This is a genomic window from Acidisoma sp. (genome assembly GCF_035492295.1).
GTDB lineage: Bacteria > Pseudomonadota > Alphaproteobacteria > Acetobacterales > Acetobacteraceae > Acidisoma.
The window spans coordinates 1-15,999 of record NZ_DATJJK010000276.1 but is presented as its reverse complement, the minus strand read 5'-3'; the positions used below and the strand labels follow the sequence as shown (position 1 = coordinate 15,999).

General features: G+C 60.6%; 14 protein-coding genes. 12 read left to right on the top strand and 2 right to left on the bottom strand.

Annotated elements, in window-relative coordinates:
• The 7 genes from VL752_RS20550 to VL752_RS20520 all read left to right on the top strand — a co-directional run.
• On the top strand, positions 1–1,196 hold a 1,196-nt coding region (locus VL752_RS20550; protein ID WP_325358221.1), incomplete at its 5' end, for an FGGY-family carbohydrate kinase.
• Positions 1,197–1,207: 11 nt separating this feature from the next.
• Positions 1,208–2,200 (top strand): ABC transporter permease, encoded by a 993-nt coding sequence (locus VL752_RS20545; protein WP_325358218.1) that lies wholly within the window; start codon positions 1,208–1,210, stop codon positions 2,198–2,200.
• Positions 2,201–2,271: 71 nt separating this feature from the next.
• A complete protein-coding gene (locus VL752_RS20540) occupies positions 2,272–3,225 on the top strand; it encodes a sugar ABC transporter substrate-binding protein (RefSeq protein ID WP_325358216.1) in 954 nt (317 codons plus the stop codon).
• A 12-nt stretch (positions 3,226–3,237) separates the two neighbouring features.
• A complete protein-coding gene (locus tag VL752_RS20535) occupies positions 3,238–4,767 on the top strand; it encodes a sugar ABC transporter ATP-binding protein (RefSeq protein ID WP_325358214.1) in 1,530 nt (509 codons plus the stop codon).
• Positions 4,768–4,787: 20 nt separating this feature from the next.
• Positions 4,788–5,552 (top strand): SDR family oxidoreductase, encoded by a 765-nt coding sequence (locus VL752_RS20530; RefSeq protein ID WP_325358212.1) that lies wholly within the window; start codon positions 4,788–4,790, stop codon positions 5,550–5,552.
• A gap of 10 nt (positions 5,553–5,562) precedes the next feature.
• The gene (locus VL752_RS20525; protein ID WP_325358210.1) at positions 5,563–6,522 is read left to right on the top strand and encodes a sugar-binding transcriptional regulator; all 960 of its coding nucleotides are present in this window, start codon (positions 5,563–5,565) and stop codon (positions 6,520–6,522) included.
• Between the two features lie 22 nt (positions 6,523–6,544).
• Positions 6,545–7,327 (top strand): SDR family oxidoreductase, encoded by a 783-nt coding sequence (locus VL752_RS20520; protein WP_325358208.1) that lies wholly within the window; start codon positions 6,545–6,547, stop codon positions 7,325–7,327.
• A gap of 178 nt (positions 7,328–7,505) precedes the next feature.
• Here VL752_RS20520 and VL752_RS20515 read toward each other — a convergent pair whose 3' ends face one another.
• Positions 7,506–7,829, bottom strand: a complete 324-nt coding sequence (locus VL752_RS20515) for a hypothetical protein (protein WP_325358206.1) — start codon at positions 7,827–7,829, stop codon at positions 7,506–7,508.
• A 666-nt stretch (positions 7,830–8,495) separates the two neighbouring features.
• Between VL752_RS20515 and VL752_RS20510 the strand changes: the two genes are divergently transcribed.
• Together VL752_RS20510 and VL752_RS20505 are read left to right on the top strand one after the other, a co-directional pair.
• Positions 8,496–9,032 (top strand): fasciclin domain-containing protein, encoded by a 537-nt coding sequence (locus tag VL752_RS20510; RefSeq protein ID WP_325358204.1) that lies wholly within the window; start codon positions 8,496–8,498, stop codon positions 9,030–9,032.
• A gap of 256 nt (positions 9,033–9,288) precedes the next feature.
• Complete coding sequence (locus VL752_RS20505) at positions 9,289–10,239, top strand: helix-turn-helix domain-containing protein (protein ID WP_325358203.1); 951 nt, start codon at positions 9,289–9,291, stop codon at positions 10,237–10,239.
• Here the strand turns inward: VL752_RS20505 and VL752_RS20500 are convergent.
• A complete protein-coding gene (locus VL752_RS20500; RefSeq protein WP_325358201.1) occupies positions 10,236–11,435 on the bottom strand; it encodes an MFS transporter in 1,200 nt (399 codons plus the stop codon). The genes VL752_RS20505 and VL752_RS20500 overlap by 4 nt on opposite strands.
• 243 nt (positions 11,436–11,678) lie before the next feature.
• On the opposite strand from VL752_RS20500, the gene VL752_RS20495 reads away from it, so the two are divergent.
• The 3 genes from VL752_RS20495 (at position 11,679) to VL752_RS20485 (ending at position 15,630) form a co-directional block, all read left to right on the top strand.
• Complete coding sequence (locus VL752_RS20495) at positions 11,679–12,623, top strand: helix-turn-helix domain-containing protein (RefSeq protein ID WP_325358198.1); 945 nt, start codon at positions 11,679–11,681, stop codon at positions 12,621–12,623.
• A gap of 301 nt (positions 12,624–12,924) precedes the next feature.
• The gene (locus VL752_RS20490; RefSeq protein ID WP_325358223.1) at positions 12,925–13,884 is read left to right on the top strand and encodes a formylglycine-generating enzyme family protein; all 960 of its coding nucleotides are present in this window, start codon (positions 12,925–12,927) and stop codon (positions 13,882–13,884) included.
• 12 nt (positions 13,885–13,896) lie between these two features.
• Positions 13,897–15,630, top strand: a complete 1,734-nt coding sequence (locus tag VL752_RS20485) for an arylsulfatase (protein ID WP_325358196.1) — start codon at positions 13,897–13,899, stop codon at positions 15,628–15,630.
• Positions 15,631–15,999 lie beyond the last annotated feature (369 nt).

Below are 15,999 nucleotides of genomic sequence, written 5' to 3'. Positions count from 1 at the left end.
GGCAGGACCAGCGAACGGCAGGGCTCTGCAACGAACTGCGGAGCGTGGAGGCGGAGGCACTGGTGCGGGCGCGAAGCGGCTTGCCGCTGGACCCGATGTTCTCAGCTGTGAAGGCAGCCTGGCTCCTGCGGAACCACAGCGCCGCTGCCAAGGCGGCACGGGATGGACGGTTGGTGATAGGCACGATCGACGCCTGGCTCCTCAGTCAGTTCGGGGGCGATCCGGTCACTGAAATCGGTAATGCGTCCCGCACGCAGCTTCTCGATGTTGCAAAGGCAACGTGGGACGATGATCTGCTTGCGCTGTTTCACATCCCGTCCGCCGCCCTGCCACGGCTGACGCCCTCGACAGGGCCTTTCCCGGCAACGCGTGGTCTGTCGCCGATATTGGACGGCACGCCGGTTCTTGCGGTGATGGGGGACTCTCACGCAGCGCTCTTCGCGCATGGCGCCTTCACTCCAGGGCAAGTCAAGGTGACCTACGGCACCGGATCCTCGGTCATGGGATTGATCGACCGTCCCGGCGCCCTTGGCGCTGGTGCTTGCCTGACCATTGGGTGGCAGATCGGCGGGGAGCAGCCAGCCTACGCCGCCGAAGGAAATATTCGTGCGACGGGGGCGGCTCTGCGCTGGATGGCCGGCATCCTTGGCATGAGCGTCGAGACAATGACGGAGCTTGGCGCCCGCTCAGATAGTCGCGGCGCTGTGCTGGTGCCCGGCTTTACCGGCCTTGGCGCGCCCTGGTGGGACCGCGATGCCGTCGGCTTGTTGAGCAATATCGCGCTGGATACCGGCCCCGGACAGCTTGCGCGGGCCGCGATGGAGGCCGTGGTGGAGCAGGTCTCTGATGTCGTCGACGTGATCGGCCAAAATGTTGGCCAGGTGACGGAGCTTTTCACGGATGGCGGTCCCAGCAGCAACCGCAGCCTGATGCAAATGCAGGCGGATATTCTGGGCTGCGTCATCCACCGTTCGCTCGCCGCAGAGTTGTCAGCGCTCGGTGTGGCCCATCTGGCGGGATATGCCGCAGGCATTTGGGACCGGTCTGCACTGCGGGGCCTTCCCAGATCCCGGGACAGCCTGTTTCCAGACATGCATGAAACCGACCGCGCGAACCAACGCGCGCATTGGAGAGCGGCCGTGGACCGTGCGCGCTCCGGCTCATCTCGCCGGGCGTCGGCTCCCATGTCCGCGTGAAGGGAAGAACGATGTCGACCTCCGCCACAGCACGGACAAGCACAACGCCCACGATGAAGCGCGCGGTCCTCGCGCGGCTGCTGGCGGGATCGCAGGGACCGCTGATCGGGCTTGTCATACTGTGCATTGTCTTCTCGTCGACCAGCGACGTCTTTCTGTCAGCCCGAAATTTCCTCAATGTCATCGATCAGGTCACTGTTCTTGGCATTTTGGCGCTCGGCATGACCGGCGTGATCATCATCGGCGGCATTGATCTTTCGGTCGGCTCGATTCTCGCGGTCTCCTGTATGGTTTTCGGCTGGCTGCCGCAGGACTACAGCATTCCCTATGTTCCTGCGGCCATCCTGGCCCTGATCGCGGGTGGCCTCTGTGGGCTGGTGAATGGAATACTGATCACGCGGGCGAAGCTGCCGCCCTTCATCGCGACCTTGACGGTTATGTCGGTCGCACGCGGCTTGGCCAATCTCACGACGGGCGGCCAGCAGGTGGTGGGATATCCGAACTGGTTCACCCAACTCGCGACCGTCCGGCATCTGGGCTTTCTGTCCGTCACCGTGGCGATGTTCATCCTGCTTGCGCTTGGCGGGTGGGTTTTCTTGCGTTACCGCGCGACGGGACGCAGCCTCTATGCGATCGGCGGCAATCCGGAAGTGGCACGTCTCGCCGGCATCAAGGTGCAGCCCCTGACGGTCTGGGTCTATATCGCTTCGGGCGTGCTTGCAGGTCTCGCGGGCTTGGTACTCTCCGCGCGGCTTGACTCGTCTCAGCCGAGCGCCGGCCTCGGCTATGAGCTTGATGCCATCGCGGCCGTCGTGATCGGCGGCGCCAGTCTGTCCGGCGGCATCGGCGGCATTGGCGGCACCGTTGTTGGTGTCCTCATCATCGGCGTCCTGCACAACGGGCTCAATCTGATCGGCGTTTCACCGTTTATCCAGCAGGTCATCATCGGCTGTGTCATCGCGGCCGCTGTCACCATCGACAAGTTCCGTCGACGGGGAGCCTGAGGGACTATACCCGTGGGCGAAACGCCCAGGGGATGACGTGCCTTTCAAAGATAACAAAAACCGAGGGAAATATGCTCAAGAACAAGCTGCTTGCCACCGTTCTGACCGCTGGCGCCTTTGTCGGCCTTGCCGCCTTGCCGCTGGCGGGTTCGAGCGCCGCACGGGCCGACGAACCCACCATCGGGCTCGCCGTCGCCAATCTTCAAGCGAATTTCTTCAATCAGATCAAACAGTCGGTTGAGGCCGAAGCCAAGCTCAAGGGCGTCAAGGTCGTCGTTGTCGATGCGCATGGTGACAGTGCGACGCAGGTGAACCAGATCCAGGATTTGATCACCCGCGGCGTGAAGGCGATCATATACATTCCGGCTGGGGCGACTGCCGCCGGCGTGCCGGTGCGCGCCGCTCAGGCCGCCCATATCCCTGTGATCGCCGTGGACCGCAACGCGCCAGACGCGCCGGCCAACACCTTTATCGCCACCAACAGCGTTCAGGCCGCCAAGACGTTGGGCGACTATGTTTGCAAGATCTCGGGCGGCAAGGGCGTTCTGGCGATCATCCAGGGCCAGTTGGGTACGACGCCTGAGATGGATCGCAACAAGGGCTTCAACGAAGCGATGGCCAATTGCCCGGGCATCAAGCAGGTCGCGAAACAGGCGAGCCAGGAATGGTCGCAGTCGGAAGGCTTCAATATTGCGCAGGATATGCTGCAACGGCATCCTGACATCACGATCTTCTTCGGTCGCGCCGATGCGCTGGCCCTGGGTGCGGCTCAGGCCGTGAAGGTCGCCAATCTCGGCCATCCGGTTATCGTCGTCGGCTTCGACGGGGACACTGCCGGTCTTCTTGCCGTCAGGGACGGCGTTCTCGCGGCGACCATGACTCAAAAAACTCAGGCGATGGGGCGGCTTGCCGTCGATTCGGCTATGGAAATGATTGCCGGCAAGACGCTGCCTAAGGAGCAGCTTCAATCTGCGGTGTTGACGACGAAGGACAATGTCGCGCCCTTCATCGCGCAGCATCCCTGAGAGCCTGATCGCATGGGGGTCGCAACAATGCAGCCGGAGACCTCACCCTCGCAGACGGAGGGGCGCCGGGTGCGCCTCTCCGTCAACGGGGTGTGCAAGGCCTTTGCGGGCACGACCGTTCTGCAGAACGTCAATCTGACGGTGCGGGAGGGAGAGGTGGTTGCGCTACTGGGGGAGAACGGCGCCGGGAAATCGACAATTTCCGCCATTATCGCCGGTCTCATCATGCCGGATGCGGGGACGATGGAGTGGGAAGGGAAGCCTTACGCCCCGACGTCACCCGGGGATGCGATGGCGCATGGTGTGGGGCTTATCCACCAGGAGATGCGACTCCTACCGGATTTGACAATTGCCGAGAACGTCTTTGTGGGCCGTCTGCCGATGACCGCCGGCCACATCGACCGCGAGCAGATGCGCCGTCGCGCGTCCGAGCAATTGCAGAGACTGGGGCTTGATATCTCGCCCGACACTCCCGTGCGCCATCTTCGCGTGGCCGCACAGCAGCAGGTGGAGATCGCCAAGGCACTGACACTGAAGGCCAGGTTGCTCATCCTGGATGAACCGACGGCCGCGCTTGGCGGCAATGAAACGGCCAGGCTGTTCGAACAGATAGAGTCACTGCGCAGCGAAGGTTATTCCTTCATTTACATCAGTCATCGGCTCGAGGAAATTGCCCGCATCGCGGATCGCATCGTCGTCTTGCGTGATGGCCTGGGGGTCGCCGAGCACGAGACCGCGCAGATTCCGGTGAATGTGCTGTTGCGGGACATGGTTGGCCGCAACATTGACAGGTTGTTTCCGCATATGACGGAACCGCGCCCACGGGAGGTGCTGCAGGTCCAGGGGCTATGCTCGGCGGCGGGTGCTTTCTCCGACGTCACCTTCACCGTCCGTGAAGGGGAGATTTTCGGCATCGCCGGCATCGTCGGTGCTGGGCGGACCGAGTTGGTCCGCGCGATCGCTGGCGCCGATCCTGTCTCGGCCGGGACGATCACCCTGGACGGGACGCGCCTGGCGCTGTCCGGGCCAGCCGAGGCCATTGCGGCTGGCATCGTACTGGTGCCGGAGGATCGCAAAGGGCAGGGGGTGCTGCTGGAGCATTCGGTCGGCGACAATCTGGCGCTGGGCAATATGGATCGATTGGGCGGCCATGGTTGGATTGACCCGGCGAAGATCCGCGATTTCGGCAGTCGAATGATCGAGCGGCTGGGCGTGAAGGGCAGGGTGGAGCAACAGGCGCGCTATCTGTCGGGCGGCAATCAGCAGAAGGTGGTCATCGCCCGCTGGGTCGCTCGGACACCCAAAGTCTTCATTCTGGACGAGCCAACGCGGGGCATCGATGTCGGCGCTCGTGCCGCAATCTACGAAGTGATCGCCGATCTTGCGAAAAGCGGCATGGCGGTGGTGGTGGTCAGCTCTGATCTTGAAGAGGTGCTTGGCCTTGCGCATCGGGTGATGGTGCTGGCGCGCGGCCGCCAGATGGGTGTGCTCGACCGGGATGAGGCCAGCAATCTCGCCGTCATGGCGTTGGCGACGGCGTAGAAGGACAAGGGGTGACGGTGATGACCGATCTATTCAGCCTGCGCGGTGAGGTGGCTATGGTGACCGGGGCGGGCAGCGGCATCGGCCAACGTCTGGCGGTGGGCTTAGCCGAAGCGGGCGCCGACGTGGCCTGCTTCGATCTGGCGGCCAGTCCGGGGCTGGATGAGACCGTCGCGCGGATCCTCGCGCTTGGCCGGCGCGGCGTCGCGGCTCGTGGTGATGTGACCAAGGCGGAAGATTTGGCGCGAGCGGTGGAGATGGCCGAGGCGCTTGGGCCGGTTTCCATCGCCCTGAACTGCGCGGGCATTGCCAATGCCGCACCGGCTGAGGCTATGGAGCAGGCGCAGTGGCAGCGGATGTACGACGTCAATGTCACCGGCGTCTTTCTCTCCTGCCAGGCCGAGGCCCGGGTCATGCTGCCACGCCGGCGTGGCGCGATCGTCAATATCGCCTCGATGTCGGGCGTGATCGTCAATCGCGGCCTGCTACAGGCCCATTACAATAGCGCCAAGGCAGCGGTTATCCATCTCTCGCGCAGCCTTGCCATGGAATGGAGCGACCGCGGCCTTCGGGTGAACTCGATCAGCCCTGGATACACGGCGACGCCGATGAATATTCGGCCTGAAGTGGCTGAGCAGGTGAAGCAGTTCGAGGCGGATACCCCGATGGGCCGCATGGCGACCGTAGACGAGTTGGTGGGTCCGGCCGTATTCCTGCTCAGTCGCGCCGCGTCCTTCTGCACGGGGGTCGATCTTTTGGTCGATGGCGGCTTTGTATGCTGGTGAAGGACCGCTCTTGCCTCGGAATGATGAACTCCGCCTGATCGCCCGCGTCGCGCGAATGTACTACCTGGAGGATGTAAAGCAGGCGGATATCGCGGCGCGGCTGACCATCTCTCAAGCGACGATCTCGCGTCTGCTACGCCGGGCGCGGGAGGAGAACGTGGTCCGCATCAGCGTTCACACGCCGCCAGGCACCTTTCCCGAGCTGGAGGAAAGCCTGTGCCGGAAGTTCGGCATGACGGAGGTGATCATCGCCGAATGCTCCGAGGATAGAGAGGGGCAAATCCTACGCAGGATGGGCGAAGCGGCGGCGCTCTATCTGGAGACGACACTGCAGGCGGGCGAAATTGTGGGGATTTCCTCCTGGAGCGAATCCTTGCTGCATACTGTCGAGAATATCCATCCACAGCGCCGCCTGGCCGCCGGCCGTGTCGTGCAAATTCTCGGCGGCATGGGTGACCCTAGCGTGCAGACGCATGCGACGAACCTCACCCGGCGATTGGCGCAGCTGATTGGAGCACAGCCGCAGCATTTGCCGACGCAGGGTGTCACCAGTTCCAAGGCGGCCAAAAAAGCGCTGACCGACGACGCCTTCGTGCGGGAGACTTTGACCTATTTTCCGCAGATTACCCTTGCCCTTGTCGGGATTGGTGCGGTCGAGCCTTCAAAGCTGTTGAAGGACAGCGGCAACGTTTTTACGTCCAATGAACTGGCTGAACTCGCGCGCATGGGCGCGGTTGGGGATATCTGCCTGAACTTTTTTGATCGGAACGGCAAGCAAGTGCCCTCCGCCTTTCAGGAGCGGGTCATCGGCATCGGCCTCGATCAGTTACGGCGGGCTCGACGCGTTGTCGGCGTGGCCGGTGGCCAACGGAAGGTGGAGGCTCTTCTGGGGGCTATGCGTGGGAAGCTCATCGACGTGTTGGTGACAGATCAATATACAGCCGCGCGGCTTGATGCCGCGGAGGACTGAGGAAGAAGCGGGAGAGACGGGAATGGGATCACTCGACAATAGAGTGGCGGTTGTGACGGGTGCCAGCCGCGGCATCGGCGCCGCGATCGCGCATCGGTTCGCCCGGGAGGGTGCGGCTGTGGTTCTCGCGGCAAATGAGCAGTCGGTCGCCGTTGTCGCAGACGCCATCAACGCCCAAGGGGGGCGGGCCGTGTCGATCGTCTCTGACGTGACATCGGTATCCGATGTCGGAAAGATCTATGATTTGGCGGAGACGGAGTTCGGGCGGGTCGATATATCTGTTCAGAATGCCGGCGTGATCACGATAGCCCGGATCGAAGACATGACCGAGAGCGAGTGGGACCGTGTCATGGCGGTCAACACGAAAGGCGTTTTCCTCTGTTGTCAGGCGGCGATCGCGCGCATGCGAAAACATGGCAACGGCGGAAGATTGATCAACACCGCTTCCGGGCAGGCGCGTCAGGGATTTGTCTTCACACCTCATTATGCAGCAAGCAAGTTCGGCGTTGTTGGAATTACCCAGAGCCTGGCTAAGGAGGTCGCCAAGGAGCGGATTACCGTCAATGCTTTCTGCCCCGGTATTATTGAGACCGACATGTGGGCGTATAATGACGCAGCCTGGGGCAAACTTCTGGGCAACTACGGACCGGGCGAGTTGATGGCCGAATGGGTCGAGAATATACCGATGGGCCGCGCCGGTACGGGAGAGGATGTTGCCGGATTGGTGGCCTTTCTCGCTGGTTCCGATGCGGCCTATATCACGGGACAGACGATCAACGTGGATGGCGGGCTTATTATGTCCTAACGATGCGAGTGGCACGCTACGGTATTTTCCGTGTCTTCCTTGACTGTGGCGTTGGGCGTCTGCTGTTCTTTCATTTACTAGTCGGTTCTCAGGCTAACCGCCAGCGCCTGCTCGCAGACCACGAGGCTGAAAGTCGGATGATCTCGCAAGATCAGCGTGAAGTCTTCGCGACTATGTTTCAGCCGATCGTCATGGACATCCTGAGCGCAAGCACCCAACTGACGGGGCGCCGCACTTTTTTCGCCACCTCTTTGGCTTGATAGCCTTGGGCGAAAAGGGCGACTGCGCGTGCCTCTGCTCGCGCCTCGCCGTCGAGGCCGGACATTATTTCAGCCGCCGGAGCCCGAGCATGGATTTCGCAGGAAGTCCTTTCGCGCTGCAACTTCAAAGATTCCAGGCGTTCATAAAGTTGGTGCCTTGTGAGACCAAGTATCTCGGCAGCCTTCTTTGCTGGAAGCTTCCGCTCATGGATCAGTTCCCATGCGTCGGGAGTTGCAGTCATAGGCATCTCCTGTTGGGCCAACGGCAGCCATGAATATTGGGCAAGATGTCTTGTCGGTCAATCAAATGTCGCGCAAACGACGCGACCTTCGAGCGGGCGAAGAGTGCCGCTCGCCATCCAGGTCCCTGTACTGGCCGGGGAAGAAGGGCCGAAGCGTCGATTTCCTGCCCCGACGGATGGAGATCAGCCGGCACGGCACGCATCGTGCAGAGGGTTCAGCCTGGCGCTGGGGTTTGTCTCACGCTATGCGGATTCGCTGTGCTGCATCACAACATTCCTCTCGCGCGGGCTGACCCGGCTCTGTCCTATCGAATTGGCTCCGAAACTTCGACGAAAGGCTGAGCGTACTGCCCCGTCTGCGAGCCGGCCATTGCCGGTGCCCGCAGGCACAGGAATTTTGTTCAATGTGCCTGAAGCAGCCGGACCTCGGCGAGGCGCAAACTGAACAAAACATTCCGGCTTTCCGCTTTTGCATAGCGCTGCGAACGAAGATGGCAGAGTCTCAGTCCTTGCTAGACACCATTTCGAAGCGATCCCGGCCGGCGAAGGAGCGCTCGACTTGGGCGTGTGTGACTTGGTGCAAGGCTTAGCCGGACAAGGATGCAGCGACGGGCCCAGATGCCGGTCGCGGTCACTTCATATTCTTTAGGAGCGCGAGGGGAGACGATGAATATGACGGCTCAGAAACATAAAATCATGATGGTTGCAGCCGCCGCCGCCTTGGTCTTTGGCGGTGGATTAATGGCAGCCCCGCCGGCCCGTGCGCAGAATGCGGTCTCGGTGATGGCGTCAAACCCACAGCTGAGCGAATGGATGTCGCTTGTGCAGAATGCGGGCCTCGGCCCAGCGGCGGCGACCAATCAGTATACGGTGTTCGCCCTCACCAATGACGGCTTTGACAAGCTGAACGCGATGTGGCGTGGCATCCTGAAGGGCGAGGGTGCGAACAAGTCCGTCAACCGGCAGCGCCTGCAGGCGATCGTTCGGTCCCAGGCGGTCTTCGGTCTTCATCCGGCATCGGAGTTCGCCGGAAAGGTCGTGACGCTTCAGTCCGTCGCTGGAACGCCGATTGTCGTTGATGGCACGGTCGAAGGTCAGATGAAGGCAACGATGGCCTACGCGACAGGTCACCAAGACGGCGCCCCACTGACGGCTTCGAATGCGGTGATCTACCCGATTGTGGCCACCGACGTTCATCAGTGAGTGCCAGGATAGCAAGTGGATCTGAGCTAGACGTCCCAGACCCGGCTTGCAAGAGTCGCTGGATCGAAGTGCACAATATCCAATTTCTTGTGCGCTGCGGCGGAGGTGGCGAAGTTCCTGCGCTTGGCCACCTCCGTTCTTGCCGATACCGACGGCCTGTTTTGGGGGCATTGGGATCAGGCGTCTGTCACGTCATGGCAATCCGATCGCCGAATACCCTCCCGCCTGCCGGTTCCCCTTTGCGAGGGAGGGTTTCATGTCAGGAGCCGGTGCCATACGCCTGGAAGATTTGGACGATTGCGAAGCCTGGCTGCCCGCCGGTGAGATCAAATTCGTCTTTACCGAGCCGGGCCCGTTTGACGCGCGTGTGACCTGGGCGAAGCTTCCTAATGCTTTGATTCTGGATGTCACCGAAGATCTCGCGCGGATCGCCTACCTGGCTCTTCCTCCAGACTCGGTGTTCGTCTCCTTCGCAAAAGGGCGGGGTAAGGAGATTATCTGGAATGGCCGTCACATTCCTTTTGGTCAGTTCCTCTATCATGCACCGGGAGAGAGGTTCCACCAGAGGGTGCCGGCCGTCAGCCATTGGGGTGTCGTTGCTGTGGCGTCGGAGTTTTTGGCGTCGTTCGGAAGCGCATTTGCCGGGGAGGGTCTTGTTCCACCGCGCACAACTCAGGTTCTCCGCCCCGATCTGAAACTGTCCACTCACCTCCTCCGTTTCCACAGCCGCATTGCACGGCTCTCCAAAACGAGACCAGCGTCCCTCGGGAGCCATGAACTGGCCCGTTCAATAGAACATGAACTGCTGCTCGCGCTTGTCCCCTGTTTGGTGGACGTCAGCGGCCAGTCGCCTGCAACGGTGCCGGGCCAAGCTGTCATGCGACGCTTCGAAGACCTGATATCGGACCCGCAGAACTGGCCTGTCTCCATGAGCGAACTCCAGGCGAAGCTCAGGGTCTCCACCGAAGATCTCAGAAGCTACTGTTCAGGCTTTCTAGGGGTGAGCGCTGGACGCTATATTCTGCTGCGACGCCTGCGCCTTCTTCGCAAACGGCTTCTTCAAACCGGTTCCGCCCCCGGCGACATCTCCGAATTGGCCAAGGAATTCGGATTTGCCGACCTCGCGCGCTTCTCCGAAGACTATTACGACGCCTTCGGAGAGTCGCCTGTGGAAAGCCAGATGCGACCCCGTCGATTCGGAGCCTAGGTGGATGGGCCCAATCGGTGGCGATCCAATGCTGGATTCATCAGGAGGATACCGAGAAAACCTCCGACGAGGACCATGGCACCGACGAGAGTGAAGCCCGCGTCGAAGCCCCGCATGCCGCCCCATTGCCGATCAGCGATGAAACCCATCGACAGGCTTGCCAACGGACCCGCGAAGGTCATGACAGCATTCGTGACCCCCATAACGAGACCGCGCTGGCTAGGCGGGGCGACCTGCGCCACGATGACCTGCCCGAGGACCAAAATGACGGCCCCTACGGAAAAAGCGGCGAGCAGGCAGCCGATCGGGAACAACGCCCCCGAGAGGCGAGGGAAGAGGATGGTCATGGACCCCGCCGCCATCACGGAAAGTCCTGCGACGAATCCTCGTGCATAGCGAGTGCTGACGCCATTGCGGACAAGATGCTGGGAGAGGCCGCAAATAGCCGGAGCGACCGTAATCTGGCAAAGTGTTAGCAGAACAACGATATTGGCGACGGCGTGCAAGCTGAAGCCAAACCGCTCGCTCAGATAGGCAGGCAGCCAAAGGACTGCCAGGGTCAGCAGCCAATACGCGCAGAAGCCGGACAGTTGTGCCCCGAGGACAGTGCGGCTTGTGAGCAGGAGGTAGACCGGAATTTTCTGCGCCCCCGGCTGAGGTTTGGAGGAACCGACCTCCTTTCCCGGGCCTTCCAGCCCGAAGATCATCCATGCTCCACACCAGAACAGGCCCGCAGCCGACAGAATTCCAAACGTCTCGCGCCAAGACAATTGAGTAATGAGGAAAGCCAGGACTGGCGCGAGAAGCCCGCTCCCAACCGCTCCGCCAATTGCTATGACGCTCGTCGGCAAGGCACGGCGATCATCCTGAAACCACTTATACGCGGCATATAGAGCCACCGGGTAGGCGCCGCCGTCCGCGAGGCCGAGCAGGACACGGCTGACGAGAAGGCCGGTCGAAGAGGTCCAAACAAGCACAAGGCATTGGCATAACGACCAAGCAACGACCATGCCAAGGAGCGTCCATTTGGTCGAGAGTTTCCTGATAAACAGGCCGAATACAATAGAGCTGATCGAAAAAAAACTGAAGAAGCCAAGACCAACAGCCCCCAATTGGGTATGGGTCAATCTCAGATCGCGCATGATCGGCGTGGCCGCCAATCCCAGAATACCTTTATCTGCGAAGTTGATCGCCATGAAGAAGAACAAAAAAAAACAACAAGCCACGCTTTTTGTCGTCCATGCGGGCAGAGGTTCACAGCACCTTCCTAGAATATGATTTGATAACAAGTTTTTGAACCGAGGGTGGCGCGCGGAATGATCTCGTTATGATAGTGGTAGGAAGGTCGAAAGCCTAGCCGAACCGTCAGGGTCGAAGCGACCCGAATTGTTCTAAGCTGCAAAGTACAGATATCGGCCGGTTACCATAGGAGCTGTCTTATGGGTTCTCTGGATGTTGCGCATTTTTCGGATCCTGATGAATATGCGACATCCATCAGAGCTTCACGGGTTCAGCTGACGGTCACTGAGCGCGGCCATTTTGCAGCCGATCGTCTCCGCATCGATTTCAAAGATCTTTGGATGCAAAGGTTCCATAGCAATCTTGCTTGGGTTGCGCACACGAGTATCGACCCCGCTCGGACCGTCTTCTTCTTCCGCACCAAACCAGGATCGCCGTTCTTCCGTGGAAAAACCGAACTCGGTGAGAATCAGCTTGCTTTCATGTCGCTCGCCGAAGCAACCTTCCAGAGGACAACTGGCACTGCTTCTTACGCCGCCATGTCACTCCCGGCAGCTGTTGCGGCCACCTCTCTTTCCGAGTTCGCCGGCCTCGACCTGGCTTCTCCGAAAAGCACCCAACACATTCAGCCCGAGCAGGCCGCGTTTTCTCGGCTTCTCAATCTTCATGCCGCGGCGGGGAACCTGGCAGTCATTGCACCGGAGATCATAAAAAATTCAAATGCCGCTTTGGCTTTAGAGCAGGAGCTTATCCACGCACTGGTCAACTGCCTTGTAACCAGTCGCTACACGGCAGATGCATCAGCGGAGCGACGCCACGCCCTTATCATGCGCCGGTTCCACGCGCATATCGCCGCACGAAGCGATCACGCAATTTTCATTCCTGAATTGTGTCTCGCGATTGGCGTCTCGGAACGAACGCTGAGAGCGTGTTGTCTCGAACATCTGGGGATGGGCCCCAACCGTTATCTCTGGCTCCGCAGAATGCAGATGGCGCGACGGGCGCTGCTCCATGCGACGCCCAAGGTCACGTCTGTAACAGGCGTTGCAACGGATCTCGGATTTTGGGAGTTGGGCCGATTTGCCGTGTCCTATCGCCAGCTCTATGGCGAGTCCCCCTCGCGGACGCTCGCCAGGATAGGTTAGCAAAACTCCAGCATCACCGATGGCACTCGCCCCGGAGGGCCGTGACATTTTCCGTTTTTGCATAGCCTAACCAAATCCTCCTCACCATCATGCCTGCGTGGTGAGCGCTTCATCATCGCCAATCGGTAGGTGGACGGAAGAAACCGCTTGTCCGTCCGACACGACGGCCTGCCAACGAATTCTTCGTGTCGGCCTGCGGCTTGTCAAATCGCGGAAGCAGCCTTGGGACTGTCCCATCCCGCGTCAGTCGATATGCGTGACACCATCGAGATCGTTTGTACGTGTGATCCGCGGAGATAAAATGACAACTGATTTGCTCCGGACCTCATCTCGTCGGTCTCCCCTGGATCACAAGGTGGTCCGGATCGAGGGTGGGACATTCCACATGGGGTCGGACCGTCATTATCCGGAAGAGGCGCCCGTGCATCGCGTGACGGTCGACGGATTCTGGATTGACGCGGCGCCGGTCACCAACCGGCAGTTCGCCGCCTTCGTCCGCGCCACCGGCCATGTCACCTTTGCCGAAATCGCGCCCGACCCGGCCGACTATCCTGGTTCGCTACCCGGGATGATCTTCGCCGGCTCCCTGGTCTTCACACCACCGAAACGCCGCGTCGATCTTCGCGCGTGGGGCCAATGGTGGACCTTGCTGCCGGGCGCCAACTGGCGCGCGCCTTACGGTCCTGGCAGCAATATCAAAGGTCTGGATCATCATCCGGTCGTGCATGTGAACTTCGCCGATGCTCAGGCCTATGCGGCCTGGGCAGGGAAAGCCCTGCCGACCGAGGCTGAATGGGAATTCGCCGCGCGCGGAGGCCTGGACGGCGCAGAATATGCGTGGGGTGAGCCGTTTATGCCCGATAGCCGCATTATGGCCAATACCTGGCATGGTGAATTCCCGCATCAGCGAGCGCCGGGGCACAAGCGGACCTCGCCCGTCGGAGCCTTTCCTCCGAACGGCTACGGTCTGTACGACATGATCGGGAACGTTTGGGAATGGACGGCGGACTGGTGGTCACAACGCCACGCAGCAGACGCGCCGAAAGCGTGCTGCATTCCGCAAAATCCGCGCGGCGGTACCGAGACCGAGAGCTATGACCCGCAGCTTCCGGATATCCGGATACCACGCAAGGTCATCAAGGGCGGTTCGCATCTTTGTGCGCCCAACTACTGCCGCCGCTACCGGCCGGCTGCACGTCATGCTCAGCCGGTCGATACGTCGACGAGCCATGTTGGATTTCGTTGCGTGACAAGATCATGAGGGGATCAGATAATGGACGAGAACAGGACCGACCGGCCTGCGAAGGGCATTGGCCGGCGTGGTGTGCTGCTGGGCACGACCGCTGCGGCAACTTCGCTTCTAACGGTCGCCGCTGGCGCGCAGACCACGGCGACACCCGCGGATAGCGCTGAGGCAGGTGCCGCAGCCCCTGTCACCGCATCCGGTGGGCAGAAGCCAAACATCATCCTCATCGTGTCGGATGATTTCGGCTGGGGCGATGCCGGCTGCTATCTGGGCGGCGCAGCGCGAGGCATGCCGACGCCGAATCTTGACCGGCTGGCGGAAGAGGGGATGATGTTCACCTCCTCCTACGCCCAGCCGAGTTGCACGCCTGGCCGTGCGGCGATTCAGACCGGTCGCATCCCCAATCGCAGCGGCATGACGACGGTCGCCTTCCAGGGCCAGGGCGGCGGTTTGCCTGCCGCCGAGTGGACGCTGGCGTCGGTGCTCAAGACCTCCGGTTACAATACCTTCTTTACCGGGAAATGGCATCTCGGCGAGGCGGATTATGCGCTGCCCAACGCCCAGGGCTACGACGTGATGAAATACTGTGGGCTTTATCATCTCAACGCTTACACGTACGCCGATCCGAAGTGGTTCCCGGACATGGATCCAAAATTACGGGATATGTTCCAGCGCGTGACCAAGGGTGCGTTGTCAGGCAATGCCGGGGAGAAGCCGACCGAGGAGTTCAAGATCAACGGCGAATACGTCAACACGCCGGACAAGGGCGTGGTGGGCATTCCGTTCTTCGACGCCTATGTGGAGAAGGCCTCGCTTGACTATCTGGACGGCGCCGCCAAGGGCTCTGCCCCCTTCTTCATGAGCATAAACTTTATGAAGGTGCATCAGCCAAACCTGCCGGCACCCGAATTCATTCACAAATCGATGTCGAAGTCCAAATACGCCGACTCGATTGTTGAAAACGATACCCGCATCGGTCGGATCATGGACAAGGTGCGCGCCCTTGGCCTCGATAAAAACACTTATGTCTTTTGGACCACTGACAATGGGGCTTGGCAGGACGTTTACCCAGACGCGGGCTATACGCCGTTTCGCGGCACGAAAGGAACGGACCGCGAAGGCGGCACGCGCGTCCCCTCCATTGCCTGGGGTCCCGGCATCAAGCCAAACGGCAAGAATGACGAAATCGTCGGCGGTCTCGACTATATGGCAACCTTCGCCTCGCTCGGAGGAGCAAAGCTTCCCGACACCGACCGAGAGGGGAAGCCGATAATCTTCGACAGCTTTGATTTGTCGCCCGTGTTGTTCGGCACGGGAGGATCGCCGAGAAACTCCTGGTTCTACTTCACGGAGAATGAGCTGACCCCCGGTGCTGCCCGTGTGGGCAATTACAAGGCCGTGTTCAACCTGCGTGGCGGCGATGGGCAAGCAACGGGCGGCCTTGCCGTCGACACAAATCTTGGCTGGAAGGGTCCGGAGGAATATGCCGCGACCGTCCCCCAGGTCTTCGATCTGTGGCAGGACCCGCAGGAACGCTACGACGTATTCATGAACAACTATACAGAGCACACCTGGGTGCTGGTAACGATCAACGCTGCAATCAAGCAACTGATGTCAACCTATGTCAAATATCCGCCACGTCCGCCACAAAGTGAGTCCTATACGGGACCAATTACACTTTCACAATTTGAGAAGTTCAAATACGTCCGGGATGCTCTGGCAAAGGATGGGTTTTCCATTCCGCTTCCGACCGGGAACTGAATCTCACGTCGGGGGCCCGCTCGTCAGTCACTCGGCGGGCCGCCCGATTGAAAGCATGACCTGCAGGGACGGGTGAATGGGGTGCAGTATCACAAGCTCTCATGGGAATGTCTGACGTCCCGCTGTCCGGCGTGCGGGGAACGGCCACGGCGGGCAGCGGCATTCGCATCGCGCCATTATCTACGCGACGCAAATAACCAGATGACGGTGTGTCTGTTGAAGTGGCACGACCACAGAATCGGTTCCCGGAGACAGGAGTAGGACAATGCAGGTGCTGGCGGCGATCTCAGCTTGGAGCGTGCTCGCCTTCGCTTTTTTGTTGTTCATTGTCCAGGTTGTAGCGCGCGAGTTTGGTTTCTGGCTGGGCCG

Excerpts from the sequence above, each read along its gene's own strand:
- VL752_RS20490 (WP_325358223.1), top strand. The coding sequence starts at position 12,925 with ATGACAACTGATTTGCTCCGGACCTCATCTCGTCGGTCTCCCCTGGAT.
- VL752_RS20515 (WP_325358206.1), bottom strand. The coding sequence starts at position 7,829 with ATGACTGCAACTCCCGACGCATGGGAACTGATCCATGAGCGGAAGCTT.
- VL752_RS20530 (WP_325358212.1), top strand. The coding sequence starts at position 4,788 with ATGACCGATCTATTCAGCCTGCGCGGTGAGGTGGCTATGGTGACCGGG.
- VL752_RS20495 (WP_325358198.1), top strand. The coding sequence starts at position 11,679 with ATGGGTTCTCTGGATGTTGCGCATTTTTCGGATCCTGATGAATATGCG.
- VL752_RS20485 (WP_325358196.1), top strand. The coding sequence starts at position 13,897 with ATGGACGAGAACAGGACCGACCGGCCTGCGAAGGGCATTGGCCGGCGT.
- VL752_RS20535 (WP_325358214.1), top strand. The coding sequence starts at position 3,238 with ATGGGGGTCGCAACAATGCAGCCGGAGACCTCACCCTCGCAGACGGAG.
- VL752_RS20520 (WP_325358208.1), top strand. The coding sequence starts at position 6,545 with ATGGGATCACTCGACAATAGAGTGGCGGTTGTGACGGGTGCCAGCCGC.
- VL752_RS20505 (WP_325358203.1), top strand. The coding sequence starts at position 9,289 with ATGTCAGGAGCCGGTGCCATACGCCTGGAAGATTTGGACGATTGCGAA.
- VL752_RS20510 (WP_325358204.1), top strand. The coding sequence starts at position 8,496 with ATGAATATGACGGCTCAGAAACATAAAATCATGATGGTTGCAGCCGCC.
- VL752_RS20545 (WP_325358218.1), top strand. The coding sequence starts at position 1,208 with ATGTCGACCTCCGCCACAGCACGGACAAGCACAACGCCCACGATGAAG.
- VL752_RS20540 (WP_325358216.1), top strand. The coding sequence starts at position 2,272 with ATGCTCAAGAACAAGCTGCTTGCCACCGTTCTGACCGCTGGCGCCTTT.
- VL752_RS20500 (WP_325358201.1), bottom strand. The coding sequence starts at position 11,435 with ATGGCGATCAACTTCGCAGATAAAGGTATTCTGGGATTGGCGGCCACG.